Annotated in this window: 19 protein-coding genes; 12 read left to right on the top strand and 7 right to left on the bottom strand. The window is 59.3% G+C overall.

What is annotated here, in order from left to right; translation table 11 throughout:
• Positions 1–17 precede the first annotated feature (17 nt).
• From AXG89_RS02055 to AXG89_RS02035, 5 genes are all read left to right on the top strand, one after another.
• A complete protein-coding gene (locus AXG89_RS02055; protein ID WP_062170213.1) occupies positions 18–1157 on the top strand; it encodes a glycosyltransferase family 4 protein in 1140 nt (379 codons plus the stop codon).
• A gap of 2 nt (positions 1158–1159) precedes the next feature.
• On the top strand, positions 1160–2689 hold the full coding sequence (locus AXG89_RS02050) for a glucose-6-phosphate isomerase (protein ID WP_062167466.1): 1530 nt from the start codon (positions 1160–1162) through the stop codon (positions 2687–2689).
• A complete protein-coding gene (locus tag AXG89_RS02045; RefSeq protein WP_062167465.1) occupies positions 2686–3891 on the top strand; it encodes a glycosyltransferase family 4 protein in 1206 nt (401 codons plus the stop codon). Before AXG89_RS02050 ends, AXG89_RS02045 begins: the two co-directional genes overlap by 4 nt.
• 40 nt (positions 3892–3931) lie before the next feature.
• Positions 3932–5098 carry a glycosyltransferase family 4 protein gene (locus tag AXG89_RS02040; protein ID WP_062167463.1) on the top strand — a complete coding sequence of 389 codons (1167 nt, stop codon included), beginning with the start codon at positions 3932–3934 and terminating at the stop codon, positions 5096–5098.
• A 924-nt stretch (positions 5099–6022) separates the two neighbouring features.
• On the top strand, positions 6023–7018 hold the full coding sequence (locus AXG89_RS02035) for a LysR family transcriptional regulator (protein ID WP_082771314.1): 996 nt from the start codon (positions 6023–6025) through the stop codon (positions 7016–7018).
• Here the strand turns inward: AXG89_RS02035 and AXG89_RS02030 are convergent.
• Positions 7008–7976: a GDP-mannose 4,6-dehydratase gene (locus tag AXG89_RS02030; protein WP_062167461.1), complete on the bottom strand. Its 969-nt coding sequence runs from the start codon at positions 7974–7976 to the stop codon at positions 7008–7010. The genes AXG89_RS02035 and AXG89_RS02030 overlap by 11 nt on opposite strands.
• 669 nt (positions 7977–8645) lie before the next feature.
• Here AXG89_RS02030 and AXG89_RS02025 point away from each other — a divergent pair.
• From AXG89_RS02025 to AXG89_RS02010, 4 genes are all read left to right on the top strand, one after another.
• Positions 8646–10886 carry a hypothetical protein gene (locus AXG89_RS02025; RefSeq protein WP_062170211.1) on the top strand — a complete coding sequence of 747 codons (2241 nt, stop codon included), beginning with the start codon at positions 8646–8648 and terminating at the stop codon, positions 10884–10886.
• A gap of 842 nt (positions 10887–11728) precedes the next feature.
• Positions 11729–13222: an oligosaccharide flippase family protein gene (locus AXG89_RS02020; RefSeq protein WP_062167459.1), complete on the top strand. Its 1494-nt coding sequence runs from the start codon at positions 11729–11731 to the stop codon at positions 13220–13222.
• Between the two features lie 15 nt (positions 13223–13237).
• Positions 13238–15745 (top strand): glycosyltransferase family 4 protein, encoded by a 2508-nt coding sequence (locus AXG89_RS02015; RefSeq protein ID WP_062167457.1) that lies wholly within the window; start codon positions 13238–13240, stop codon positions 15743–15745.
• Positions 15746–16032: 287 nt separating this feature from the next.
• Positions 16033–17214 (top strand): PDDEXK nuclease domain-containing protein, encoded by a 1182-nt coding sequence (locus AXG89_RS02010; protein ID WP_062167455.1) that lies wholly within the window; start codon positions 16033–16035, stop codon positions 17212–17214.
• 122 nt (positions 17215–17336) lie between these two features.
• Here AXG89_RS02010 and AXG89_RS02005 read toward each other — a convergent pair whose 3' ends face one another.
• A complete protein-coding gene (locus AXG89_RS02005; RefSeq protein ID WP_062167453.1) occupies positions 17337–18500 on the bottom strand; it encodes an acyltransferase family protein in 1164 nt (387 codons plus the stop codon).
• 300 nt (positions 18501–18800) lie between these two features.
• Between AXG89_RS02005 and AXG89_RS41955 the strand changes: the two genes are divergently transcribed.
• Both AXG89_RS41955 and galU (AXG89_RS02000) read left to right on the top strand, forming a co-directional pair.
• A complete protein-coding gene (locus AXG89_RS41955) occupies positions 18801–18944 on the top strand; it encodes a hypothetical protein (protein ID WP_162915992.1) in 144 nt (47 codons plus the stop codon).
• Between the two features lie 148 nt (positions 18945–19092).
• Positions 19093–20022 (top strand): UTP--glucose-1-phosphate uridylyltransferase GalU, encoded by a 930-nt coding sequence (gene galU / locus AXG89_RS02000; protein ID WP_062167451.1) that lies wholly within the window; start codon positions 19093–19095, stop codon positions 20020–20022.
• 51 nt (positions 20023–20073) lie between these two features.
• Here the strand turns inward: galU (AXG89_RS02000) and AXG89_RS01995 are convergent, their stop codons facing one another.
• Positions 20074–20664, bottom strand: a complete 591-nt coding sequence (locus tag AXG89_RS01995) for a phosphatase PAP2 family protein (RefSeq protein WP_172811945.1) — start codon at positions 20662–20664, stop codon at positions 20074–20076.
• A gap of 83 nt (positions 20665–20747) precedes the next feature.
• Positions 20748–21920, bottom strand: coding sequence for a GlxA family transcriptional regulator (locus tag AXG89_RS01990; RefSeq protein WP_236873361.1), 1173 nt, complete (start codon positions 21918–21920; stop codon positions 20748–20750).
• 304 nt (positions 21921–22224) lie between these two features.
• Between AXG89_RS01990 and galU (AXG89_RS01985) the strand changes: the two genes are divergently transcribed.
• Positions 22225–23184 (top strand): UTP--glucose-1-phosphate uridylyltransferase GalU, encoded by a 960-nt coding sequence (galU, locus tag AXG89_RS01985; protein WP_082771313.1) that lies wholly within the window; start codon positions 22225–22227, stop codon positions 23182–23184.
• 219 nt (positions 23185–23403) lie between these two features.
• Here galU (AXG89_RS01985) and AXG89_RS01980 read toward each other — a convergent pair whose 3' ends face one another.
• The 3 genes from AXG89_RS01980 to AXG89_RS01975 all read right to left on the bottom strand — a co-directional run bounded on the left by AXG89_RS01980 (position 23404) and on the right by AXG89_RS01975 (position 26707).
• Positions 23404–23853, bottom strand: coding sequence for a GDP-mannose mannosyl hydrolase (locus AXG89_RS01980; RefSeq protein WP_062000954.1), 450 nt, complete (start codon positions 23851–23853; stop codon positions 23404–23406).
• Positions 23854–24167: 314 nt separating this feature from the next.
• The gene (locus AXG89_RS41950; protein ID WP_155524231.1) at positions 24168–24335 is read right to left on the bottom strand and encodes a hypothetical protein; all 168 of its coding nucleotides are present in this window, start codon (positions 24333–24335) and stop codon (positions 24168–24170) included.
• Between the two features lie 143 nt (positions 24336–24478).
• Positions 24479–26707 carry a hypothetical protein gene (locus AXG89_RS01975; RefSeq protein WP_082771312.1) on the bottom strand — a complete coding sequence of 743 codons (2229 nt, stop codon included), beginning with the start codon at positions 26705–26707 and terminating at the stop codon, positions 24479–24481.
• Positions 26708–26902: the final 195 nt, after the last annotated feature.

Genomic DNA, 26902 nt, shown 5'->3' with positions numbered 1-26902 from the left:
ACGCCGAGGCTTCCGGCGTGCAGCCTACGAAGGTTCACGTGCATCTTTTCTATGGCTCCGATCCGCGGTTTTATCGGAAGGGCGAGAACATTGGTTGTCTTTACGGATATCACCACGCCGAGTCGCCGGAGATGACGCTGACGTATTCGCGCGACAAACCCGAGAACAAGATCGTGCGTCTCGCTCGCCGCGGATTGAAAGCCGTGCTCGGCTTCGATTTCGTTCATACGTGGCGCAATCGCGACGAGATCCTGAATTCGGACGTGGTGTGGACGCATACGGAGCACGAGCATTTATCGGCGGCGTTGTTGCTTTTGTTGAAGGGACGCGCCCGCGGCAATCCAATGTTGCTCGCGCAAAGCGTCTGGCTCTTCGATAAATGGGCGAGCTACGGTGCGATAAGGAAATTCTTCTATAAGAAGCTGCTCGCACGCGCCGATGTGCTGACCACCCACGCGACCGAGAATGCGCAGATGGCGCGTGACTACCTGAAGCGCGAGGTGCAGCAGGTTTTCTACGGCATCAATCCGCGCGACTTTCCGTTGCAGGAACCAGCGGCGTGGAAACCGGATACGCCCGTTCGAATTGGCGCGATTGGCAATGATCGTGATCGCGATTGGGAATCGCTGGTCAAGGCATTCCGGCAGAATCCTGCATGTGAAGTGCGGATTGCGACGCGTCGCCGGGTATCGAAGGAACTGCATGCCGGCAACGTGATAATCGCGCCGGCCATCGGCCTCAAGGCGGCCCGTGAACTCTACGATTGGGCCGATGTGATCTTCGTGCCGTTGCGCCATAACACGCATGTTTCAGGCATCACAGTCGTGCTGGAAGCCGTTGCGCTGGGCAAGCCCGTGATTGTTTCCGACGTCGGTTCGTTGCGCGATTACTTTGGACCCGAGCATGTGTTTTATGTGCCGCCGCACGACGTGCAGGCGTTGCAGGGCACGCTCGAGACAATCGTCGCCAATCCCGAACTCGCGCTGCAGCGCGCGCAGGCCGCGAGCCGTCACTTTGCGGCGCGTGATTACACGACCCATCAGTTCGCGATGCAGCACGTCCGCATCACGCAGGAGTTCATGCGCAATGCGCGTCCCGTCGAAACGCCGGCGCATGCCGATCTTCACGGCATCGCATCATCACGCAGGGCGCACTGACGATGAGCACGCCAGCCGCTCCGCGCACGCCCAAATTCATTGCCGATCTGATCGAGAACGGCGGTAAGCCCGCGCGCGCAGGGTTCCTCGGACTGTTCCGCGATGAACCCAAACACTGGGTGCCGCAGACCGGCTTCTGGGCGTTCACGCTGCTGCTCATCCTCGCGCATCAGGGCACGGTGCTGACGCTGGCTTTTCCGTTTTTATCGACAGCGGTCGGCTTGTGGCTTTATATCAAGAGCCCCGCCCGATACATCGGCTTTGTCTGGTGGCAATGGTTCCTGAGCCCGGAAGTCCGGCGCCTTGCCGACTACGCAAAGGGCGGCTTCACGCCGACGAGCCTGATCCAGATCGCGCCGGTTGTCGTCACGATGATATGCGCGCTGACCGTTGTGCGGCATTACCGCGTGCTTGCCGAAAGACGCGGCGTGCCGGTCCTGCTGATCTTCCTCGGGCTCGCTTATGCGTATCTGATCGGCGTGATGTCAAACGGCCCCATGGCGGCTACCTACGATCTCGCTGCGTGGCTTTATCCGGTGCTTATCGGATTCCACATCATGGTCCATGCACGCGAATATCCAAAGTATCGCCAGGCGATTCTCGATACATTCATCTGGGGCATGCTGTTCATGGGCGGTTACGGGCTCGTGCAGTTCTTCATCATGCCCGCATGGGACGCAATGTGGATGATCGGATCGCAAATGGCGTCGCAGGGCGACCCCGTTCGCCTTGGCGTGCGTGTGTTCAGCACCATGAATTCATCCGGCCCGTTCGCCCTCGCGATGATGGCCGCGCTCACTTTCACCATGGCCGGCACCCAGAGCGTGCGATGGCTTGCCGGTGGTCTCGGCTTTATCTCGTTCGGACTTTGCATGGTGCGCTCGACGTGGGGCGGCTGGGTCATCGCGATGGTCCTGCAAATCATCAAGGCGAGCAACAAGGTACGCGTGCGGATTCTGATTGGCGGAGTGGTGCTGGTCGCGCTCTCGGTGCCGTTGCTGACCTTCGGTCCTATCGCCGACAAGATGGCGACGCGCCTGCAATCCATCACCAATCTCAGCGATGACAACAGCTACGCCGCGCGCAACGAGTTCTATGCATCGTTTGCGAAAACAGCCTTTACGGATGTGTCGGGCGAAGGTTTTGGGGCGACAGGTTCTTCTACCAAGCTTTCGTCATCGAACGGTGATCTGGGAAAATACGGCAGCTTCGACAGCGGCGTGATGAACGTGCCGTTCGTGCTCGGCTGGCCAGGTTCACTGATGTACCTCGCCGGACTCGGCCTGCTGTTGATGCGCGCATTCCGTGCGTCGTTTTCCCTGCGCGATGACAAGTACGCGCAAGCCTCATTGAGCGTGGCGTTTGCGATTGTCGGCATGCTGGTCTTCACCAACACCTTCACATCGATTGGCGGAATGATCCTTTACATGGGCCTGTGCTCGGTCCTGGCCGCTCGCCATCACATGCGGCTCGAAAAGAAGCGGGCACGCGCGGTCTTCGAACAATCCATTCCACACAAGGCAATCCGATGAGAATCGCCATCGTCACCCATGTCGTGCGTCATAACGACGGGCAAGGCCGCGTGAACTACGAGATCGCACGCGCCGCGCTGGCGGAGGGCCACCAGGTCACGTTGCTTGCGTCGCATGTGGCGCCCGAACTGGCATCGGAAACGCGTTTGCGATGGGTCGCGATCAAGGTCGGGCGCTTCTGGCCGACCAAGCTTTTCAAGCAGCAGGTCTTCGCGCTGAAGACCGCACTGTGGCTAAAGAAACACAAAAAGGACTATGACGTGCTGCATGTGAACGGATTCATATCGTGGACCAAAGCCGATGTGAACACCGCTCACTTCGTGCATGGCGGCTGGCTGCGGAGTCCTTACTATCCATTCAAGCTCACCGGCGGTTTGTGGTCTGCATATCAAGTCGTCTACAGCCACGTCAATGCGAAGCTGGAACACTGGGCGTACCAGCGCTCGAAGATCATCGCGGCCGTGTCGGAGAAGGTCGCCGTGGAGATTCGCGCAAACGGTACGGAGAGCGAGCGTATCGAGGTCGTCTACAACGGCGTGGATACGACCGCTTTCACAGCGGCACGTCGCACTGGCAGCGACAGGGCGCAGTTCCAGCTTCCCGACGATGCCTGCCTGCTGTTGTTCGTGGGCGACCTGCGCACGCCGCGCAAGAACCTCGACACCGTCCTGAAGGCGCTACTGGAGCTACCGTCGAGCGTACATCTGGCGGTCGCCGGTTACATCCCGGGCAGCCCTTACCCCGATGAAGCGAAGGCGCTCGGCATCGGCGATCGCGTGCATTTTCTCGGGCTCGTGAAGAACATGCCGACGCTCATGCATTCCGTCGACGCATTCGTTTTCCCCTCGCGATACGAAGCCATGAGCTTGTCCCTGCTCGAGGCGCTCGCGGCCGGCTTGCCGGTCATCACGGCGAAGACGGCGGGCGGGGCGGAGATCATCGGCACGGATTGCGGCATCGTGCTCGACGATCCCGACGATGCCACTGCGCTCGCGGGAGCTGTCTTGAAGCTCGCGGATGCACCTGAGCTACGCCGTGAAATGGGCGTGGCCGCGCGCCTGCTTGCGGACCAGTTCGGATGGGCGCGGATGGCGCGGCGCTATCTGGATCTGTATCGCGGGTTTGCGAATCAGAAGGGTGCAGTGGCTTCATCGAACGATACAAGCGATGCGCAAAAGGCCGAAAGCGTGGCCTCCATATAAGCAATTTATTTTTCAACGATATTGAAGCGGGGTCAGGGATATGAGCACACAAGCCATCAAGTCGCTGCAGATCGGGATGCACTGGTTCCCTGAGCGCGCGGGCGGTCTCGACCGCATGTATCACACGCTGGTTGGCGCGCTGCCGGGCGCGGGCGTCACCGTGCGTGGCGTGGTCGCGGGATCGGCGCGAGTCGCATCCGATACAGAAGGCGCCATTCACGGTTTCGGTCCTGCCGCGCAATCGTTGCCGCGCCGGCTGATGGCGGCCCGCCGTGCGTTGCGTGCCTCGCTGAGCCGCGAAACGCCCGACGTCGTCTCGTCGCATTTTGCGCTTTATACATTCCCTGGACTCGATGTCACGCGTGGCATTCCGCAGGTTTCGCATTTCCAGGGACCTTGGGCCGACGAGAGTCATGTCGAAGGCGCGGACACCATTGGGCAACGTACCAAGCGGATGCTCGAGCAACGTGTGTATGCGCGTTCGACGCGGCTAATTGTTTTATCGGAGGCATTCGGCGAGATCTTGCAGTCGCGATATTCCATTCCTGCAGACCGGATTCGCGTGGTGCCGGGATGTGTAGATGTTTCGCAGTTCAACGTGCCGTTGAGCCGTGCCGATGCGCGCCGGCGTTTGCAGCTTCCGCAGGATCGTCCGGTCGTGCTTGCAGTGCGGCGACTCGTGCGGCGCATGGGACTGGAAGATCTTATTGAAGCGATGAAGCGCGTGAAGGCGAAGCAGCCCGATGTGTTGTTGCTGATCGCGGGGAAGGGGCGGCTAGCTGAAGAGCTGCAGGCGCGCATTACCGAAGCCGGTCTCGACGATAACGTGCGTCTTCTCGGGTTTGTGCCTGATCGGCATTTGGCGGCGCTTTATCGGGCGGCTGATGTGAGTATCGTGCCGACGGTTGCGCTCGAGGGGTTCGGGTTGATTACGGTGGAGTCGCTGGCGTCTGGCACGCCGGTGCTGGTTACGCCGGTTGGCGGGTTGCCGGAGGCGGTTGCGCCTTTGTCAGGGAATCTTGTTTTGCCTTCTACAGGGGTTGATGCGATCGCCGAGGGGTTGATCGGTGCGCTCGATGGGTCGCTTGTTTTGCCAAGCGAGCAAGCTTGTCGGGATTATGCCAAGGCTAATTTCGATACGCCGGTGATCGCTCGCCGCGTGGCTTCGGTTTATAGCGAGGCTATTGAGGTGGGGGTTTTGCATTGAGTTGGTCTTGTGCTGCGGTGGGGGTTTGATGCTGGGTTGCTACTCTTTAGGTCTTCGCGCGTTACGTCTTGGCTGATTTTTTTAGCACTATTAGCCACTGTGCGTGGCGGGACTTCATTTCTTTTTCCAACGGCGAAAAAGAAACGAAGCAAAGAAAACGCCTCTCCACCGATGGCACATAAGTGTCCCGAGCGTGCAGTTCCAGACTGTTTGGTACTTCACAAGAACGCTCGACGCCGCAATCAAGAACACTTGAAACCCTCCCCCTCCGTCAACGGCAACCCACACGCTTCGCCACCAGTGTGGGAATCCGCTAATTAGGCCTCCGCGCTGCGCGCTGGCGCCCAAACGGAGGGGTGGGGCTGTACTGGTTACGTTGCGCCCGTGCTCGTTTGGGATCATCGATGGCGAAGTCTTAGGCAAATTCAAATTGTTGTGAAGCCGTTATGGGATCCGCCCGTTGTTATGTGTGGGCCAGGTTTCCGTATTGACTGCCACAGTTACTGGTGGCGAAGCGTGTGGGTATCTGTTGACGGAGGGGGAGGGGTTCAAGTGTTGGTGGTTATGGCGGTAACCGTTCTTCTGAAGTACCAAACAGTTCAAAACCGCACGCTCGGGACACTTAAGAATTAGCGGTTGAGAGGCGTTTTCTTTGCTTCGTTTCTTTTTCGCCGTTGGAAAAAGAAATGAAGTCCCGCCACGGACAGTGGCTAATAGTGCGAAAAAAATCAGCTAGAACGGAACGCGCGAAGACCTGAAGAGCAACAACCCGGCATCACCCCCGACCGCTACCCCGCCCCACCCCCGCCCCACCCCCGCCCCGCCCATCCAACGCCCCATTCCCATTTCCATCGTAATATTCATCTTTCAGGGCCCGCGCGCCCAGCGCCTCCCCGTATAACCTCTAGCCTGGAACCCCCATCCATGGACCGTTTCCTAGCGATGAAAGTCTTCGTCCGTGTCGTCGAGAGCGGCAGCTTCTCGAAGGCCGCCGATGCCTTGCGCCTTCCCGCCGCCAGCGTCTCACGCACCGTGCAAGCCCTCGAAGCTCACCTCGGCGCGCGCCTGCTCAACCGCACCACGCGCAGCATCAGCATCACCGAAGACGGCGAAATCTATTACGAGCGCTGCGTGCGCGTCCTCGGCGAAGTCGATGACATGGAATCCGTGCTCTCACGCTCGAAACTCAGCCCGAAAGGGACCGTGCGCGTCAGCCTGCCAGCTCTCATGGCGAAAAGCACGATCATCGGCGCGCTGCCGGAATTTTTCGCGGCCTACCCGGATATCCGGGTAGAAATGAGTCTCACCGATAAACAAGTCGACATCATCGAAGCCGGTGTCGATTGCGTGATCCGCGTAGGCGCTGTCGGCGATATTGGCCTGGTCGCGAAGACCATCGGACGATATTCGCAAATCACGGTCGCGGCGCCATCGTATATCGAGAAATACGGCGAACCGAAGACGCTCGAGGATCTCGAGAATCATTATTGTGTGGACTATCTGGTAAGCAAGACGGGACGCGTCAGGCCATGGGAATTCGTCGTGGACGGGGAAACGCGCACCGTTCCACTCAAGGCGATGCTCGCCGTGAACGACGCCGAATCGTACGTGGAATGTGGCTTGAAAGGACTTGGACTGATCCAGGCGTCGGGCTACACGCTGACATCGTATGTGGAAAGCGGGGACCTGCGCGAGGTGCTGCAGGCGTATCCATCGTACCCGCGGATCGTGTCCATTCTTTACGCGGCCAACCGGCATCAGCCGCGTCGCGTGAAAGTGTTTATTGAATGGATAGCAGAGGTGTATAGGCGCCAATCATCGCTGCAAGTGCCTGCGGACGATCCGCTTGCCGGCCAGACGCGGCTTGCAGACCACTCGCCGCCTAACGGGCAAGTCAGGAACGGGCACGTTACGTCTTGACGGTCGCCGCGCTTTCAAATTTTGCACGCGCGTGGTTGTACATCCACTCGAGCGTGTCGTAGATCGGCGTAATCGGCACGCGGCCAATCGCACGACGCAACTTGACATTCGAACCAACGAGCTTCGCAATCTCATTGCGGCGCATGAAGCGAGGGTCGACGAACACCTCGATTTCGTACCCCGCGATACGGCGCATCATGCCGAGGATTTCACCAAGCGAATGGCCGATACCGGAACACGTGTTGAACGCTTCGCCCACGGGCGCTTTTTCGATCAATTGCGTGTAGACCTCGACGACATCGCGGACATCGGAAAAATCACGGCTCACCGCGAGGTTACCCAGCGACATTTTTTGTTCGTGGCGCGCGTGGTGATTGACGATCTTGGGCAACAGGAAATCTTCGCCCTGGCCGACTCCCGTGTAGTTGAACGGCCGCGTAAAGAAAATAGGCAGGCGGTCGAGCCATAAACGCGCCATGTTCTCCATGGCGAGCTTGCTGACTGCGTAGTCGTTGCCGGGATTGAGCGGCACGTTCTCGTCGATGACTTCCACGTTCGCGTTGCCATACACATTCGATGTGCTCGCCATCAGCACCGCACGAGGTTTTTTATCGAGGAGCGCAAGGGCATCGAGCAGATTGCGCGATCCCATGATGTTGACGAGATAACTTTGTGTCGGCGGATTGCCGGTAACGTGCGCAAGACCGGCCAGATGCACGACGACGTCCGGATTCGCGTCGGACACGCAAGCGCGCACGGCGTCGAGATCCAGGAGATCGACCGGCACGCCGGTCGTCCCCGGTACATCGGCTTCCGATGCCGGCGAGGTCGTGCCCCACACGTCGTAGCCTTCGTCCAGCAGACGCTCAGCCATGTGGCGTCCGGTGAATCCCGAAAGACCCGTGATGAGAGCGCGGCGACGCTTCTTGCCGCCATCAGGATGTTTTGTGTCGTTCATTGCGCTTGGTATGTGCGGCGATCATGTCGCGGGTGGATTGCAGCGCCTTCTGTTTGCGCCATTCCGACATGGCGACCCTTGAGCAAGTTATTGGTAAGCAAGCTTCGTGCTGCGCGCCAACGAGGTGCCGGGGCCATTTTTCGCATCGATTCAGCCGAGAATTTTAACATGCGGGTCATTACGCAAGGGGACAGAACAAACCGGATTATTCGCTGCAGCGGCAGTGGGGCTCGCGCCGGGAAACGGCTGGAAAACTCGTTGAAATCGGGTTGAGCGGTTTTGGAATGTGAAGCTCCCGCGCGTGATCTCCACCGTTCCGATGCGGGCCGCACAGATAAATCGCGCAAAATCGTCATTAATTCTATGGCGAAACAATTATGGAAATATTTGGTGGCCCCTTGCTTGTCATGGCATCCAACGGCGTTTTGTAAGCGCCCTGAGTCAAGCGCGCTATTACTTTTCGAAACAATTTTTTTGAACAAAATAAGTCGGACCGGAATTCCGACCCACCAGTTCTCATTTCACCTTCCATTTATTTCAGATTTTTTTGCAATATTTGAACGGTAGGCTTGATTAACCCGAGTAACGGCCGTGACGCCTCTACTGCTCCATTGGCCGATCGAGCAGAGCCGGCCGCTCTCAGATGGAGAAAACCTCTTGCTTCGCACTTTGCATCGTTTTTCAGTTGTTGTTTCGCGGTTCGTAGTGGTGGGTGCGCTTGGCGTGGCGGCAGCGGCTCCGGCATATCCGGCGTACGTGGCGCCGGCGACGGTGCTGCAGGCGCGCACATCCTGGATTGGCAACACGTTCGGTTTCGGCGATGGCGCATGGACGCAGATCAACATCACCGCGATCGCCGTGGCCCCGGACGGCCGCGTGTTCACCAACTCGCCGTGGGACGAGAGCGGCGCCGAGGTCAGTGTCTACAAGAACGGCAAGGTGCTCGGCAGAGCCGATGGCACACACGGCTGGGGCCATTACGGCGGCAACGCAATAGCGATCAACAAGCGCTATGTGTTTGTGGCGGTCGCCGTAGGCAATGAACGCGGCGGTCTGTCGAAGCCGGGTGTATGGCCGCCGAAGGGCAAGCAGTGGTTCGGCGTGTCGCGCCGTGAACTTGCCGATATGAAGCGGCCCGCCACATTCCAGGCGAGCCTCGCCGCCGATAAAGCCGACGGGCACGCCCAGCTTGCGGCCGCGTTCCTGATGGTCAACGAGGCGCCGGATGAGAAGCGGGGCGCACCGAAGGCCGAGTTCAGGCAGGACGTGGGCGGGTTGGCGGCGACCGATGCGTTGTTATATGTCGCGAACACATCGGCGAATCGCATCGAAGTGTACGACGCCGAAACGATGCAGCAAAAGAGCAACTGGAGCGCGCCGCAACCGGGGCGTCTCGCGCTCGCGAAGGACGGCACGCTTTGGGCGCTGACCAACACGCAAGGCGCAAAGGCGCGGCTCGCGCATTACACGCCGGCGGGTGCGGTGATCGACGATGCGCCGGCGTTCGCGACCGGCACGGATGCAGTAGATGTCGCTGTCGATACGCAAGGGCGTTTGCTGGTCGCAGACAACGGCCCACGTCAACAGGTGTTGATTTTTACGCGCGATGGCGGGGCGAACAAGTATCGCGAGACGGGCGCGCTGGGTGAGCGAGGCGGAATTTTCTCTGGCGTCGCGGGCAAGCCTGGCCCGCAGCGTTTCAATGGACTGACGGGCGTGGGCGCCGACGCGGCGGGCAACATCTATGTATCGACGAACGGCATTGGCGTGCGCCAGGGGTCGACGGGCGCGGGGCTTGGCGCCACGCTCGAAAGCTACGCGCCAGATGGCAAGCAGTTATGGGAAGTGCAGGGCTTGTTGTTCGTGGACGGCGCGTGGATGGATCCGTCGCGGCCGAACAGCGTGTACACCGGCAACAAGCGTTTTGAACTGGATTTATCGAAACCGGTGGGACAGGAATGGAAGTACGCGGGGTTTCTATCGGGGCGTTTCAAGTATCCCGAGGACCCGAGTTTCAGCGTGGATGACTGGCCGGGCCAGCCGATCGCCCGCAAGCTCGACGGCCGGACGTTCCTGTATCTGACCGACATGTATTCGGATCACCTGAAGATTTATCGGTTCGATGCAAAGCGCGATGGTGAACTGGCCATTCCTTCGGGGTATTTCGCTGGTCGCGAACGTGGCGCCGCGAACATCCCGAATCATCCGGCTGGCGGCGACTGGATCTGGCGCGATGACAACGGCAACGGCCGCTTCGAGCCGAACGAGTTCGAGTCGAACAGCGCGATGCTGCCCAATCCGGGCGGTTGGGGATGGTGGGTCGACACCAAGGGTGACATCTGGCACACGAGCGATTCGAGCGGCATCAATCGCTTCAGGTATGGCGGTGTGGACAAGGTAGGCAATCCGCTTTACACGTACAACAACGCGCAAAACTATCCGATGCCTGCGTCGTTCAACGTGGTGAAGCGCGCCATATACGAGGCCGATACCGACACGATGTACCTGACGGGATACACCGCCGACGAGCCGTTTGATCGTGGGTACTGGAAGGAAGTGGGTCGACGCCTGGTGCGCTATGACCGTTGGTCTTCGGACACGCCAAAGCAGCGTTATTCGATTGCGTTGCCGTGGGATACGAAGAGCAAGCCGCTTGCGACCACGATCGGGCTGACGGTGGAGGGCAAGTATCTCTTTTCGATAGAGCCGGTCGGGATGGTTCATGTGTATGAGAAGGATACGGGGCGTGAAGTTGGAGTGATCAAGCCGGGGCCGGAAGTGGGGGGTGCGTCTGGGTGGGTTGATGTGCCGAATGGGATTAGTGCTAGCCGGCAGGCTAATGGTGAGTATTTGATTTTTGTAGAAGAGGATGCGCGGGGGAAGGTGATGATGTACAGGTGGAGACCGTAAGGGTCTCTGGGGGGGTGGAAGTGTGGGGTGGGGTTGGTGCCGGGTTGCTGCTTTCTGAGTCTGCGCGCGTTCATTGTTAGTCGTTCTCTTTAGCACTATTAGCCACTGTGCGTGGCGGCACTTCATTTCTTTTTCCAACGGCGAAAAAGAAACGAAGCAAAGAAAACGCCTTTCAAACGACGGCACATAAGTGTCCCGAGCGTGCAGTTTTGAACTGTTTGGTACTTCAGAAGAACGGTTACCGCCATAACCCCGAACAGTTGAAAACCTCCCCCTCCGAACACGGATACCCACACGCTTCGCCACCAGTAATTGTGGCAGTCAATACGGAAACCTGCGCAACGCATAACAACCGTTCAACTCATAACGGCTCTACAGCATTTGAACTTGCCCAAGACCTCGCCGCCGGGGGGCCGGCAAGCACGGCACACAACGGAACTAGTACAGCCGACCCTTCGGTTTGGGCGCCGGCGCGCGTAAGCGCGGAAGCCTGATTAGTGGATTCCCACACTGGTGGCGAAGCGTGTGGGTTGCCGTTGACGGAGGGGGAGGGTTTCAAGTGTTCTGAAGTCCGGCGTCGAGCGTGCTTCTGAAGTACCAAACAGATAAACGTGCACGCTCGGGACACTTAAGAATTAGCGGTTGAGAGGCGTTTTCTTTGCTTCGTTTCTTTTTCGCCGTTGGAAAAAGAAATGAAGTGCCGCCACGCACAATGGCTAACGGCGATAAAGAGGATTACTAACGAGAAACCCGAGAAAAAATTAAGAGCAACAACCCGGCATTAACCCCGCCCCACAACACCCAAAAACCTCCTAAAACCAACAGCCAACGACCCGCCCCCGATGGAAAAATCGTTAATCAAAAACATGGCGATCAACTTCTCGGGACTGGTGCTGCCCACCTTCGTCTCCCTGATCACCGTACCTGCCTACATCCATCTCGTAGGTGTCGAACGCTATGGCGTCATCAGCCTCGTCTGGACGCTTATCGGCTACTTCGGCATTCTCGATCTCGGCATGGGCATGGCCGCGCAGCATCAAATTTCGAAGGCGCACGCAGCAAACGACCCCGAAGCCCGCTCGCGCGTTTTCTGGAGCGCCATCTGGCTCAACCTGGGCACGGGAATCATCGGCGGAGCGCTGATCTACTTCGGCGCATTCGCCTACACGGCCTACGTGGCACACACATCCCCGTACATGCAGCGCGAGGTCTATCACGCGCTTCCGTGGCTCGCGCTCGCCATCCCCATCGCAAACGTTTCATGGGTATGCGCGGGCGCCATCAACGGCGTCGAACGCTTCGGTATCTACAACACGAACCAGACAATCGGCACGTTCCTCTTCCAGTTGTTGCCGCTCGCCGCTGCATGGAAGATCGCGCCGAACTTGCAGACGGTGCTTGCCGCCGCCGTGGTCGCCCGTGTTATCGCGGTCGTGCTGCTTGCCCGCGCGAGCATCAAGGTGCTCGACATCAAACGCATCGAATGGCCGCAACTTGGCGTGGCCGGCGGTTTGTTCAAGTTCGGCGGATGGATGCTGGTTGCAACCATCTCCAGCATGATCACCGATTCGCTCGATCGCATCCTTCTCGGCGCAAATCTCGGCGCGCGGTTCGTCACCTACTACACGGTGCCGCAGAACCTCGTCACGCGTTTGAACATGTTGCCGAATTCGCTGGTGCGCACGTTGTTTCCGCGGCTGTCGGCAATCAAGCGCGATCACGCCGATGCAATGGTCCGCCAGTCGCTCGAGTTCCTGAACGGAGTGTTCACACCGATCGCGTTGTTCGTGATGCTCGTGCTCGCACCGTTTCTGCATCTGTGGGTCGGGCAGGAAATCGCCATCGCGAGCGCACCCGTTGGCCGGATCCTGATCATCGGCGTGTGGCTTGTCGGGCAGGCAAGCGTCACACGCATCATGATCCAGTCGCAGATCAATCCCGCTACAGCCGCGCGCATCGGCCTCGTGCAACTGCCGTTCTTCGTGACGGCGCTGTGGTTCGGTATTGCGCACTTCGGTCCCATCGGCGCGGCGAGCGTGGTCGTCGCGCGTTCGCTCGTCGACTACGGTCTGCTGCTGTGGATCTCACGCGTCAACGCCCGGCCAATCGCCGCCGACATGCTCCTGCACCTCGCGTTTCTTGTTGCGGGACTCGGTGTCGCTTACCTCATCGATCCAATTGAATACCCGTTGCAGTCAATTGCCGCGGCGTTCGTTATTGCAGGCCTCAATGCCGGCTGTTCCCTGTTGACGCGACCCGCGCTGCGCTCCATGGCGCGCAGCTTCGTTCGCGAGTTGAGTACGCGTCTGAAACGACGCGTGAAATCCACGGTTTGAGGTGAGGAGTGGCGCATGAGACATGATCTCGATGAAGTGCTCATCGACCCGGTTCAGGATCACGCTGACCGCACTGATGTGAATCCGCCTTCCGTGATGGATGCGCCGCCAAAGCATCGCGCACGGGTTGCAAAGCGGATACCGCGCGTAGCGATCGTGCACGACTGGCTCGTCGCGTTTGCGGGCGCCGAGAAGGTGCTCGAACAGATCCTTATCTGCTTTCCGGAAGCCGATCTGTTCAGCGTGGTCGACTTCATGGAGGAGCGAGCGTGGATGCGCGGCAAGCAGGTCACCACGTCGTTCATCCAGAAGTTGCCGCAGGCGAAGAAGCGGTATCGATCGTACTTGCCGTTGATGCCGCTTGCCATCGAGCAACTCGATGTCTCCGGTTACGACCTCGTGATCTCGAGCAGCCATGCGGTTGCGAAGGGCATCCTCACCGGTCCGGATCAGATCCACGTGAGCTACGTGCATTCGCCCATCCGCTATGCGTGGGACCTGCAGCATCAGTATCTGCAGCAATCCAACCTCACGGTCGGCATCAAGTCGGGACTCGCGCGTCTTGTGCTGCACTACATGCGCAACTGGGATATCCGGACGTCGAATTCGGTGGATCATTTCATCGCGAATTCGGAGTTCATTTCGCGTCGGATCAACAAGGTGTATCACCGCGATTCGCATGTGATCTTTCCGCCGGTAGATGTCGATGCATTCCAGCTTTGCGAGGTGAAAGAGGACTTCTATCTGACCGCGTCGCGCATGGTGCCGTACAAGAAGATCGACTTGATCGTCGAGGCGTTTGCAAAGATGCCCGAGCGCAAGCTGGTGGTGATCGGCGATGGTCCCGACATGCGCAAGATCCGAGCGAAGGCGACCGCGAACATCGAGATCATGGGATATCAGCCGTTCGCGGTCTTGCAGGACAAGATGCGTCGCGCGAAGGCGTTCGTGTTTGCGGCCGAAGAAGACTTCGGCATCTCGGTGGTCGAGGCGCAGGCGTGCGGAACGCCCGTGATTGCTTACGGGAAGGGCGGTGCGCTGGAAACCGTGCTCGACAGTTCGAACGCATGTCCGACGGGCCTCTTCTTCGATGAACAAACGACCGAATCGATCATCGATGCCGTCGATGGCTTCGAGCTCGGCGCGGTGAAGATCGAACCTGCGGATTGCCGCGCGAATGCCGAGCGTTTTTCGGTGAGGCATTTCCGCGATAACCTGCGCGCCTACGTGCAAAGCGTCGCACCGCAGTTCACGCTGCCACCGCCGGCGTTGCCGCCGGTTCCCCTCGTGCGCAAGGTCAAGACGACAACGCCGAAGCAGGACGAAGACAACGAAGCCGCCGATGGCATGCGCGTACTCGCAGTCGATCAAAGCGGCGTGCTCGGCGGCGCGGAATTATCGCTGCTCGAGGTCATGAAGAACATGCGCGGCAACAACGAGACAGTTCTCTTCGATGACGGTCCGTTTCGCATTGCATTGGAAGCGGTCGGCATCAAGGTCGACGTGCTCGATGGCGCCGCGCTCGGCGGCGTGAGCAAGGACAGCGGCATGAAACGGCCGAGTGCCGGCATGATCGGCGGCGTGATGGGACTCGTGCGCGGCACGCTGGAAAAATCCCGCAACTCCGACGTAATCTATGTGAACACTCAGCGCGCGATGGTCGTTGGCGCAATCGCGGGCCTGATCTCACGGCGGCCGGTCGTGTGGCATCTTCGCGATATCGTCAGCCCCGAGCATTTCGGCAAGACGCAGCTCACCATCATCAAGTGGTGCACGAAGCTGATGCTGGAACGTGTGATCGCCAATTCGACTGCGTCGGCGGTCGCGCTTACCGCGTTGACGCGGATGAAAGAAGAGCGTCTGGATGTGGTGTTCAACGGCGTTTCAGCCGAGCCGTTCACGGAACTCGAAGCGGTCGCGCAACATGAATTGCGCTCGCGTTTTGGTTTGCCGCAGGATGCGTTTCTGGTCGGATCGTTCAGCCGGCTCGCGCGCTGGAAAGGGCAGCACGTGTTGCTCGAGGCGCTGCTGGAGGCGCCCGACATGCACGCCGTGCTGGTAGGCGCCGCCCTCTTTGGCGAGGATGCTTACGAGGCGGAATTGCGGGCTTATGTGCTTGAGCACGGGATTGGGGATCGCGTGCATTTTCTGGGGTTCCAGCATGACATTGCGGCGTGCATGAAAGCAGTCGATGTCATCGCGCATACGTCGATCAGTCCGGAGCCGTTCGGTCGCGTGATCATCGAAGGCATGCTGGCGAAGCGGCCGGTCGTGGCCGCGCGTGCCGGCGGTGTGGTGGATATCGTGACGAATCGCGAGAACGGCATCCTGTGCACGCCGGGAGATGTGACTGAACTGGCGGGCGTGCTTGGCGAGCTGTCCGCCGATGCGGACTTGCGCGGCCGCCTGGTCGAGCAGGGTTATGCAAACGCGATCAACCGCTTCGGCACGGAGCGGTATGTAGAAAGCGTGCAGAAGATCCTGTCGGATGTTGCCGGGAGGGGAAGGTCGAAGCGGGGATGAGTTGCAAAAAGCTCGCCTACCGGACTGTTCGAAAACGCTAAGCGTTGCCAACGGTAGCGCATCGCCTGCGGGTGTCGCCGGTACAATGTGCCGGTGCTGCGCGGGGTTAGGTGCGTCTGCTTCAGGCACGACTTCATCGAAGCCGTCGTCCTGAACTGATTAGCGTGCGAGAGGCTATGGACAGTGGGCGAGGAGGCAGAGGTGATCGAGAACAGGAACAATGACGCGGTGAGAAGCGGGAAGCGTTCGCTGCGCCGAAACTCGACGTTGAAAAACGAGACCACGGTATGACCGATCTCGTTTCCTCGCATTCCGATTATGTCGGCATCCACGGCGATATCGTGGCTTTGCTGGAAAGTACACGTCTCGCTGCCGCACGCAGCGTCAATGCGCTGATGACTGCCAGTTACTGGGAGATTGGCAGACGCGTCGTCGAGTTCGAACAACGCGGGCAGGATCGGGCGGCATACGGCGACGCGCTGATCAAGCGACTATCCGCCGACTTGTCTACCCGATTCGGCCGCGGCTTCTCCGCGCGCAACCTAGAGCAAATGCGCTCGTTCTACCAGGCTTGGCCGACGGAGCGAATTTCGCAGACAGTGTCTGCGAAATTGAGCGGACATCAAAATCCGCAGATACCGTCTGCGGTTTCTTTCAGCACAAAAACGTCAGATTCCCTGCGGCGTAACGTAGTTGACTTATTCACCGTTGCAAATGCCTTTCCCCTGCCTTGGTCGGCCTATGTGCGTCTGCTTTCGGTCAAAAGTGAGCAGGCTCGGACCTTCTACGAAGCTGAAACTCTGCGTGGAGGGTGGTCGGTACGCCAGCTTGATCGACAAATTGGCAGCCAGTTTTACGAACGCACGGCTTTATCCCGCAACAAGGCTGCCATGCTGGAAAAAAGCGAGGTGGTCAAACCAGGCGACGCCCTTACACCCGAGCAGGCGATCAAAGACCCCTTCGTTCTGGAATTTCTCAATCTCAAGGACGAATACTCCGAATCCGACTTGGAAGACGCATTAATCCAGCACCTGGCCGACTTTCTGCTGGAATTGGGCGATGACTTCGCGTTTGTAGGCCGTCAGCGCCGGCTACGCATCGACGACACCTGGTTCCGCGTCGATCTGCTTTTCTTCCATCGTCATCTCAAGTGCCTGCTGGTGATTGACCTCAAGGTCGGCAAATTTGGATATGCCGATGCCGGCCAAATGCACCTGTACCTCAACTACGCGCGCGAACATTGGATGAAGCCTGGAGAAAATCCACCCGTAGGCTTGATTCTCTGCGCCGAAAAAGGCGCGGCAGAAGCTCGTTACGCGCTCGAAGGCCTGCCGAACAAAGTGCTGGCCGCAGAGTACCAGACCGTATTGCCTGACGAAAAGCTGCTGGCTAAAGAGTTAGCCAAGACGCGGCTGGAGCTGGAAGCACGGCGCTTCAAACAAGCCGGCGATGTGGATGACGACAAGTAAATCCGTGATTTGATCGGCTTGCGCAGTAGCCAAACCGAAACGGCGTCATCCGTTGAGCGGCGGTCGGCTGGTCGTTTATAAACATCCGTGCGCTGTTTGGCAACGGCCTCACCGCCCTTCACCTACCTCCGCTTAAAACTTGCCGACCAATGCATGGCAGGCCGTTCTACAAGCATATAAAACACGAACCCCACCGCCACCGGCACGATCATGAACACGAACGACGGCCAGATCGCGGTCTGCAGTGTCGAGCGGAACAGCAGCGATCCAAGGAAAATCAGAATCGGAATATGCACGATATACAGCGAGAAGCTGAACTCGCCGAGCCATGAAAATCCCCGTACGGGCAACGAATTTCGCATGGGTTTATCGAGTACCTGATACAGATACAGCGCGAACGCCACTGCCCAAAGCTGGAACGCCAGATACTGCGCAACCTGGAACGCGGCACATCCAGCCAACGCAACCACGAGTGCCGCACCCAGCAGTTTCCACGATCCCTTCGTCAACTTGACCGCATCCGGCGCGGCCTTCGCTTCGGCGATCCACGCGCCGAGCGTCCACGAGAACCAGTACGACGCAAACAAGATGATCTCGTGACGCTCGAACACGAGCGCGGACACCACGTTGACCACGCCCACACTCGCCAGCACCGCCTTCATGCCGATCCGCCGGCGTAGCGCAATCAAGAGCGGATACACAAGATAGAACTGCACCTCGAGCGACAGCGTCCACAGCGCGCCGTTCGACCCGAATGTCCCGCCTGCTACACCCTGCAGCGAAAGCAGATTGACGATAAACAAATGCAGGTCAAGCGTCCCGATCTTCGGGCTAACCGGCGAAAAGCCGCGGCTCCACGAATCGAGCACATACGTCAGCACGAGCGCCGCGAGCAGCACCGGGTAAATCCGCGCGAACCGGCGCATGAGGAAATTGCCGGTATCGAAGGGTGCGGACGGGTTGGTGAGCAGCTTGCGCGCCGTTCCACGATGAATGCAGTAGCCGCTGATCACAAAGAAGATCGGCACACCGGCCGAGCCCCACGCAATTGGAAAGGTGAGATAGCTGAAAAGCGTGTTGAGATCGAAGCCTGCAGCCGTCTTGTGAAACTGCTGGATGCCGATCCACGTGATCTGGCGGCAATGAAAATACGCGACCAGGAGCGCGGCGAAACCGCGCCACGCATTGATGGCGATGTCCTTGTCTTCCACGCTGACCGTGGCTACCCGCTCCGGCGATAACTGCAGGGAAGAAGCCGCCGGATCGAGCAGGGAGGAGTCGCTCATTAAAAACCTCATGTCCGCGATGTTTCGTTCATATAAGCGGGACCGGTCAATGCCGGGCCTACGGCGCCTTTGGGACGCGCTCACTCAGTAGGTGTCGTGAGTGTCATGTTAGTCCCGCAAATAATGGAAAAATATGCGCGGCAACCGCCTGGAAACACCTCGTACTGCGCATGATCGGGAAAAAACTCGTCGGGGTCTGTTCGAAAGGTAACGAATTAATTCGGCTGGAAACGGCGGCAATTATTTGCCGTTTTTTTTCTGATAACTTCATTTCAAACCATTCGAAAACAGGGTAACGCCATGGACATGCACGCACTCGCTGGTATTGCTGTTTTATTGGTCCTCGCCGCGGTCTCGGCGTACAGAGACGCGCTGCGCAACGATCCGATGTCGAAGATGAATGCATCAGGCATCCGTTTTCCGCAGGCTGAGGACATCGAATAGTGCTCGATTGAAACGACCGAGCTGGAGCGGGTTGTTGAATCAAAGCGGATTCTTCGTGGATAACCACGGTCATCGGCAATGCGTATGTACGAAACCGCACGAACGGCTGTTCGTGCCTCAATAAAATAATTCATTTGGGAAGCGCGCGATGCTGAAAGTCACCAAAGCCGTATTTCCTGTCGCCGGACTTGGAACGCGTTTCCTGCCCGCCACCAAGGCGAGCCCGAAGGAGATGCTGCCCGTCGTCGATAAACCGCTGATCCAGTACGCCGTCGAAGAGGCGATTGCCGCCGGCATCACGGAAATGATCTTCGTGACGGGCCGTAGCAAACGTGCGATCGAGGATCACTTCGATAAATCGTACGAGATCGAGGCGGAGCTCGAAGCGCGCGGCAAGCAGGCGCTCCTCGACGTCGTCCGCAAGATCAAGCCTGCGAACGTGGATTGTTTTTATGTCCGCCAGCCGAACGCGCTCGGCCTGGGACATGCGGTGTTGTGCGCCGAGAAGCTGATTGGCGACAACCCGTTCGCCGTCATCCTCGCGGATGATCTGCTCCACAGCAAGGAGCCGGTGATGAAGCAGCTCGTCGATGTCTTCAATCATTACCATAGCTCGGTGATCGGCGTGGAGCGCATCAACCGCATCGATAGCGCGTCCTACGGCGTGATAGAAGGGCGCGAGTGGGAGGAGGACATCATCAAGTTGTCGGGCATCGTGGAGAAGCCGCAGCCGGCGCTGGCGCCATCGAATCTCGGCGTGGTCGGACGCTACGTATTCATGCCCGGGATCTTCTCGCATCTGCGCGAGACGCCGCCAGGAAGCGGCGGCGAGATTCAACTGACCGATGCCATCGCGTCATTGCTTTCAGCCGAACAGGTGCTCGCTTACCGTTATTACGGCACGCGCTTTGATTGCGGCAGCAAGCTCGGATATCTGAAGGCGACCGTGCAACTCGCGTTGCAACACCCGGAGGTGCGGGAGGGTTTCGAGGCTTATCTGCGTGAATGCATGGCGGAGCTGATGCCGGCGCCCGTGCCCGAGCAGATCGAACAGGCGGAACTGACTGTGCTTGAATAGGACGCGGCTCGCATCATCGAATGGACCGGTGCGAGCAAAGTCCGGACAGAATCAGAAATCGAACCACCGGCATAACCACGGCGAGTAAGCGACCAGGATTTGCTGAATCGGGGCGTGATGCCCGTAAGCAATCGTCGATACAACCAGCAGCCCGAGCCCCGCGAATATCGACCCTGTCATCTTGCGCGGCTGACCGAAAAAGCGCCGCAGGAAAAACAGCGCAACGCCGCTGCCGAGGAACCATCCGGCAACGACCTCAATGGGCGTGTGTGCATCCTGTACGACCCGGCAGAACCCGATCAGCGCGCCGAGCGCCAACCCTGCCGCGGCGCCAAGCCCGTACCAGCCCGCGCGCCAACTCCCGGCCAGCAATCCGAACGTCACGCCCCATACCGCCGATGTCAGCATGGTATGGCCACTGATCACGCGAAAATCGAGCGATCGGACTTCGATGCCGCAGCCCGCATAGAGAATCTTGTTGATCCCGACCAGCGCCAGCGCGGCGCCAAGCGATGCAATCCAGACCAGCGCCTCGCGCTTGTCCGTTGCCCGCAGCCAGATCGCGCATCCCGCCGCGACCGGAATGGTCACCGCCACGTCACCCAGGTTGGTGAACATGGCCATCAAGGTGGTACTTGTCATGCTTCCCCCGAAAAACGCGCGCCGTGCTGCGACCGAAAACGTCGCGCACGGCTTGTCGCGCTGTGCTTTTACATCGTATCTATTTAATCTTCTGCTGCTTTCCTGCGTCCGGCAAGCCGGTATTCCGTCGGCGAGATAGACAGGCGTTTGCGAAAGATCTTCGCCAGTCCGTCGCCGCTTCCCGCGCCGCATCGGCGTGCAATCTTGTCGACGGGCAGGTCGGTCGCCGCGAGCAACATGCAGCTTGCATCGAGCCGGGCGCGCAATAAATATTCCGATGGCGTCAGCCCGATCTGCGCCTTGAACCGGCGCAGGAAGTTGCGCTCGCTCATGGCGGCGACACGCGCGGCATCGGCGATGGAAATAGGGCGGATATAGTTCTCACGCATCCAGCGCGCGGCTGCGTCGATTTTTTGCCGCACGCCGCCCACGTCGGTGTCTTCGAGCACGGCGGACAGCTTCGGCCACGCGCCGGGGATCGATCGCTCCGATACTTCCCGCGCCAGCGCCGGACCGTAATCGCGCTTGATGATCGACAACGCGGCTGCGATCGGACCCTTGGGGTCATCGAGCGTGAGCGTCTGTTCCGCAATGAACAACGAGCTCGTCAACGCGGACGCCGCTGCGGGGTCCTCGAAGTCGGGCGCGCGATTCTGCAGCGACAGGTTCGCCGCGGCGAGAATCTGCGAGCCTTCGCCGATTGCCTTCACGAAGGAAATCTTCGGCGCGACGCGGCTCAAGCGGCGCAGCAACTGCGTGTCGAGTTTCGCGCGCTGTGCGCCCTCTCCGCCGGCAATGAACAGCGCATCGCAATCGCTCATCCAGCGTGTGTCGAGACTTTCGGTCCAGATGCGCATGGAGCAACTGCTGGCAACGCTGCCGCCATCGCTCGATAAAAACAGCAGCGCATAGTCCGGCGTCTCGCCACCCTTGATCGCGGCTGCATCCGACAGTTCGTGAATCTCATTGGCGAGCGAAAACACTTCGGAAATCGAACTGACTTCGACAAGCGAAAAATCTTCGAAGATAAGAATGCCGATTCGCTTGGGTGCCGGCGTGCCTTCGAGTCTGGCTTCGTGCATAACGTCTTGCATTGCGTCGTTGGCAGTTTCGTGTGCCGGATCCTGGCTGGGGGCGGACAGATCGTGTTCAGTTGCATCGGGCGATGATTGATCGTGCAGCTCGTGCGCGAGTGCGATATCTGCACCGGTCGGGCGCACAATCTGCAACCGGCTCATGCCATTGGCGTGTCCCATCAACTTTCTCCGTTGTCGGTCAGAGCGGCGGGTATTTGGTCTCGTATGCGTCGCACTATACGCGGCGATGATGATGCGTCATATCAGTCGTCTGAAAAGCACGAGATGTTGGCAGATGGTTTCGATATTCGAGTAATAAGCTGGCCCTTAGTGATCGCTAGTGATCGAAATTGCGACGCGCATGGCGCACGAGCGTGATGCGTTCGCCAAGCCACATAAGCCACATAAGCCACATAAGTCAAACAAGTCACACTCACTAGAAATCCTGGCCCGCTCGCGAGCGCCGGACAAACAAGGGGCGGATATGCTGAAAGTACGCAAGGCGGTGTTTCCCGTCGCAGGACTGGGAACGCGTTTTCTTCCTGCAACGAAGGCAAGTCCGAAAGAGATGCTGCCGATCGTCGATAAACCGCTGATCCAGCACGCGGTGGAAGAAGCGGTCGCCGCAGGCATTACGGAAATGATCTTCGTCACGGGCCGCGGCAAGCGCGCCATAGAAGATCACTTCGACAAGTCATATGAAATCGAAAGCGAGCTCGAGGCACGCGGCAAACGTGAGTTGCTCGACCTCGTGCGCAACATCAAGCCGTCGCATGTGGACTGCGTGTACGTGCGTCAGGCCGAACCGCTGGGCCTTGGCCACGCCGTGCTGTGCGCTGAAAAGCTGATCGGTAACGAACCATTTGCCGTGATGCTCGCCGACGATCTGCTCGACGGCGAACCACCCGTCATGGCGCAGATGGTCGAAGTGTTCAATCGATATCACTCGTCGGTGCTTGGTGTCGAGGAGATCGATCCGAGCGAATCAGGATCGTATGGCGTGATCGACGGGCGTCAGTGGGACGATCATCTGTTCAAGATCGCGCGTGTGGTCGAGAAGCCCGAACCGGCGCTGGCGCCGTCGAACCTCGGCGTGGTGGGGCGGTATGTCTTGATGCCGCGCATCTTCCAGCATCTGCGCACGCAGAAGCCGGGCGCGGGCGGTGAGATCCAGTTGACCGATGCAATCCAGGCGTTGCTCGCTGACGAACAGGTGCTGGCGTATCGGTACAAAGGCAAGCGTTTCGATTGCGGCAGCAAGCTCGGCTATTTGAAAGCGACTGTCGAGTTCGCATTACGGCATCCGGAAGTGGCGCAGCAGTTTGACGCCTATCTGAAGGCGTTCCTTGCAAGCCGTCGCCCTGCGCCCGAAGCCGAACCCGAAGTCGAGCCGAAAGACGAACCGCCTTTGGATGAAACGCCCGAACTCGCAGTCGATGCCTGATAACGACGTCGCCGGAGTTTGTCAGCTGCAGGCAGGTCCGGCCGTGTCGGGGACACGTAATCAATTGCAGCATGTGCCGTGTTTCAAGTAGCGCTAGCCCCCCGGTGCGCGCTATGGTCTTTAGCCCGCCTCGTGCGGGCTTTTTTTCGTATGTGCATGGGCCAAAAAAAAGCGGCTCATGAAGCCGCTCGCCAATCAAGTGGACTGCGTCGCTGCGTGTTACCGAAAATAAGCCTTGGCGTTCGGATGCACGTCGTCACGACTGAGCACTTCAGTGGGCAGCAGCCACGCGTAACCGCTGTGCTGAACGAAGCGGCCTATAGGCACGGCGCCGCCGAGCGTGATGGAGTAAGCGAGCACCACATAATGCGTCTTGATGTCCGCAACGCCGGCGAAGTTGTCGTCGTAGTGGTGCTCGAATACGCCGAACAAACGCGAGGCTGAACGCTGGACGCTGGCTATACCCAGCTCGTCGCGTACCACGCGCGTGAACGCGGTATCGAGCGTTTCGCCTTTCATCACGCGTCCGCCCGGTACGAACCACATGCCTTGCGCCGGACGGTTGCGCCGCTGCCCGAGCAGCACGCGACGATTGCCGTCGGTCACGATCAGGTCGATGGACACAAGCGGTGTCAGCCGAACGACATCGAGAAAATCCGCTTCATTCAGATGAGAAGCGCTGGCAGTAGCCGGGGATTTCGCCGGGTGGGCGGTGCCGTGAGTATCGGCAACTGCGGAAAACGAAGAAAGGTCTGTCACGCTCGAAATACCTCAGTCATGGTCGTTGTTCTTGGACAGGCGTGTTCAGATACCGCTTACTGGAACACAATCATGTGGCGCCAGGACGCAAAGTTTTCCTGTGCATCGATGACTGTTCCGGCACTTAATGCAGGCAATTCAGTTTAGCGCGCGTCCAGAGCCGCCGTATTGGCGATGGACTGGCAGAAACCGACGAAAGATCGTGTTCGTAAGCCAAAAGGAAGTCAGCGCAGTTCATTCGGTACGAGCGTAGTGTTTTCAGCGTGCGTTGTGTCGGCGGGGTCGGGTGTGTCGACCGGACATGCGGTCATCACGGTGGCGCAGCCGATCAATACGGCGAGAAGAAGGTTGCTGCCGAGCGACGAAGCGCGCGATGTATCGTGTTGGTTCATGGCGATTACAACGGCATGCGCCGTTACCTCAAATGATCTTGGAGAGATCGAATTTAAGGGACGCCTGACGATGAAACTGTCGGAACTTTCGTAGAGGCCCGGCAGCTTCGTCGAAACAGTCTGAAGCGCAATGGAACATGAAGCTACCTCGCGGCATACCCCTCTGGCGCGTCGACGTTCTTCTTCATCACCTCGGCGTTCTGCGAAATGACGTACACGGGCGCTTCGGTGAGGGTCAACGCTACTCGGCCGTTTGCGTAAGGCAGCGTCGATGGATTGCCCATCATGTCGAGCACGGTGAGCGTTCCGGATGTGCCGGGTGCATCGACGGCAAGCGAATAACGCACGCCCCGCGTGGCGCTGAAGCCTGAGGCGCCGGGCCATGCGGCATTGTCATGGGTCCATAGCGCGGTCACGACCTTGCCGCCGTCCAGCCGCTGGAACGCATAGGCATACACGCCGGGCGGGGTGTCCTTGACGTGGCCTAAAGTGGTCGTGCCGTCTATCGCACGCGTCATTGCCGCCACGCCCATGGCGGCGGGTTTCGGGCTGATCTGCGTCTGGCCGAAACCGCCTTCGGCGTTCACGAGGTCGAAGAATATGCCGTACCCCACTTCGGGCGGATCGGTCGCGTAGAAAATGTAGCTCATGTCGGCGCCTTCGCCGAGCAGGATCAGATGCAGGCGTGCGACGAGCGCGCCCTGCGCATACAACACGTTCGCGGACGGCGTCGTGCTTCCGTACTTCGTGCCGATGTCATAGCTGATCCCGGACTCGGTTATGAAAAGCTTCGCGCCGGGTTTGAGCATCTGCGTCATGGTGTGGCGCAGCGTGCGCATCATGGCCGGCAAGCTTTGCGCCGCCTTTTGCGGATCGCTGTTGCCCGCCATGCGCTCGGGCGGATGCGATGGCGACGTGCCGACATCGTAATAACCGTGCGCGCTCACGCCATCGATATATTTGGCAATCCCAAGCGGTGCGAGACGGTTCAGCCACTCGGTGTTTTTTCCCAGCGATGACAACGTCAGCCCCATGACCACCGCATGCGGATCGGTCGCGTGGATAGCTTCGTACGTGGCCTTGTACATCGCGACGAGATTGGCGTCGGAATCGCGCCACGGAAGACCACCTTCATAATCAGGCTCCCAGCTCACTTGGTAGTAATTGCTCGATTGCGTCGGAAATACGGTCGAGCGCACACGGTTCGACTCTTCGCCCACGCGTTTCATGTATGCGCTGTAGTCGGTGAGCGAGGAGGGCGCGTAGCTATGTGTGTCCTTGCCTGTCTGGTTTGCCCAGCCCGGAATGCCATCGAGCTGGATCAGGCGCAGCAGGTCGCCTGGTTTAAAGAAAGGCTGGAGGTTATCGGCGGCGGCGTTGAAGGTGTTCGGCGCCTTCGGCTCCGTCATGTACCAGTTGCGGTTGTCGTTCACCCACGTGAGACCGAGGTCCGTATAGAGCGGCCGGTAGCCGTCGCCGGAACAACATGACTGACCCGGTCGCAGATATGCCGCGCCCTGACCGCCAAAGCGATGCAGGTCGACGTGCTTGTACTTGACCGGCGGCAACACGCCCGAGAGGTCGGGCAGCACGCCGAACGTAGCGATGCCTGCCGGCCGTGTGCCTTTGGACGGAAGCGTCACCGGCGACGCATTGGGAGATTCGAGCCGTGCCGAGACGGCGAAATACCCTGCTGCCTGCGAAATGCATCGGATGGACGACCCGTGCACGCCCGGCGCGACGGCAATGCGGCCGCTCGCCTTGACCGTGTTCCATGCGTCCTGGACCTGCCAGACGAGCGTGCCGGTCGATTTCGTTCGCGTGGTCAGCGTCACGTCGAACGGTTGGCGCCTCGGGAACATGCGCGTGCCGTTGCTGCCAGGGGTATCGGCTTCGACGCTGTCCGCCGTCGGGCTCGAACCGGAGATTTCAACCGGGGCGGCGGCCGTGCATTGCATCGCGAGCGGGGTGGACGGCGGCGGTGCATCGGCAATAAAGCGTGCGACGCCGCTCGGTTTCGAGCTTGTTTCCACCCAGCAACGCTTTGTCGCGCCCGGAGCGGGGTCGTCGAAAACGCCGTTGTCGCAGCCCGTGCCGCCGGTGAATGTCTTGACCGAGTGTTTTTCGGGCGTGCCATAGAGCACCTTTCTGGCGCCATCGAAGGAGCATCGCTCGTATTCGGCTGCGCATGGCGTCCACAAGGCGCCGTCTATCTTGACCGTATCGTCCGACGGCTCCGCATCCTGGGCGGCTGCCGACTCCCCGCGGCAACTTGATACCGCCACGGCCAGGATGCAGATCAGCGCGATCCTCGTGCGTCGGGCGAGCGTGCGGCCCGCACGAACCGGATGTGTTGTCGATGTCGTTTTCATTACGCCCCGAAGTTCAAAGCTGGATGGTCCGGACTGCGGCCTAAGTGTTTCCACCGATGAAAAGGCCGTTTCGCCACCTTCGTGCTACTTGGATGAAACGTTTTTGGCCCGTTTGCCGTCCGGTACCTTGTCCTGATGAAACCCCCGAAACTTTCGATACTGCAACGCAGCAAAAAGGGCCACATTTGCGCTGCT

It is taken from the genome of Burkholderia sp. PAMC 26561, assembly GCF_001557535.2.
Taxonomy (GTDB): Bacteria; Pseudomonadota; Gammaproteobacteria; order Burkholderiales; family Burkholderiaceae; genus Caballeronia.
Note: the sequence above shows the minus strand (reverse complement) of the source record. Positions and strands in the feature narration are given on the sequence as shown.

Bases quoted from the DNA above. Each gene is read 5' to 3' on its own strand.
- AXG89_RS02050 (WP_062167466.1), top strand. From the start codon at position 1,160: ATGAGCACGCCAGCCGCTCCGCGCACGCCCAAATTCATTGCCGATCTG.
- AXG89_RS02045 (WP_062167465.1), top strand. From the start codon at position 2,686: ATGAGAATCGCCATCGTCACCCATGTCGTGCGTCATAACGACGGGCAA.
- AXG89_RS02040 (WP_062167463.1), top strand. From the start codon at position 3,932: ATGAGCACACAAGCCATCAAGTCGCTGCAGATCGGGATGCACTGGTTC.
- AXG89_RS02035 (WP_082771314.1), top strand. From the start codon at position 6,023: ATGGACCGTTTCCTAGCGATGAAAGTCTTCGTCCGTGTCGTCGAGAGC.
- AXG89_RS02030 (WP_062167461.1), bottom strand. From the start codon at position 7,976: ATGAACGACACAAAACATCCTGATGGCGGCAAGAAGCGTCGCCGCGCT.
- AXG89_RS02020 (WP_062167459.1), top strand. From the start codon at position 11,729: ATGGAAAAATCGTTAATCAAAAACATGGCGATCAACTTCTCGGGACTG.
- AXG89_RS02015 (WP_062167457.1), top strand. From the start codon at position 13,238: ATGAGACATGATCTCGATGAAGTGCTCATCGACCCGGTTCAGGATCAC.
- AXG89_RS02010 (WP_062167455.1), top strand. From the start codon at position 16,033: ATGACCGATCTCGTTTCCTCGCATTCCGATTATGTCGGCATCCACGGC.
- AXG89_RS02005 (WP_062167453.1), bottom strand. From the start codon at position 18,500: ATGAGCGACTCCTCCCTGCTCGATCCGGCGGCTTCTTCCCTGCAGTTA.
- AXG89_RS41955 (WP_162915992.1), top strand. From the start codon at position 18,801: ATGGACATGCACGCACTCGCTGGTATTGCTGTTTTATTGGTCCTCGCC.
- galU (WP_062167451.1), top strand. From the start codon at position 19,093: ATGCTGAAAGTCACCAAAGCCGTATTTCCTGTCGCCGGACTTGGAACG.
- AXG89_RS01995 (WP_172811945.1), bottom strand. From the start codon at position 20,664: ATGACAAGTACCACCTTGATGGCCATGTTCACCAACCTGGGTGACGTG.
- AXG89_RS01990 (WP_236873361.1), bottom strand. From the start codon at position 21,920: ATGGGACACGCCAATGGCATGAGCCGGTTGCAGATTGTGCGCCCGACC.
- galU (WP_082771313.1), top strand. From the start codon at position 22,225: ATGCTGAAAGTACGCAAGGCGGTGTTTCCCGTCGCAGGACTGGGAACG.
- AXG89_RS41950 (WP_155524231.1), bottom strand. From the start codon at position 24,335: ATGAACCAACACGATACATCGCGCGCTTCGTCGCTCGGCAGCAACCTT.
- AXG89_RS01975 (WP_082771312.1), bottom strand. From the start codon at position 26,707: ATGAAAACGACATCGACAACACATCCGGTTCGTGCGGGCCGCACGCTC.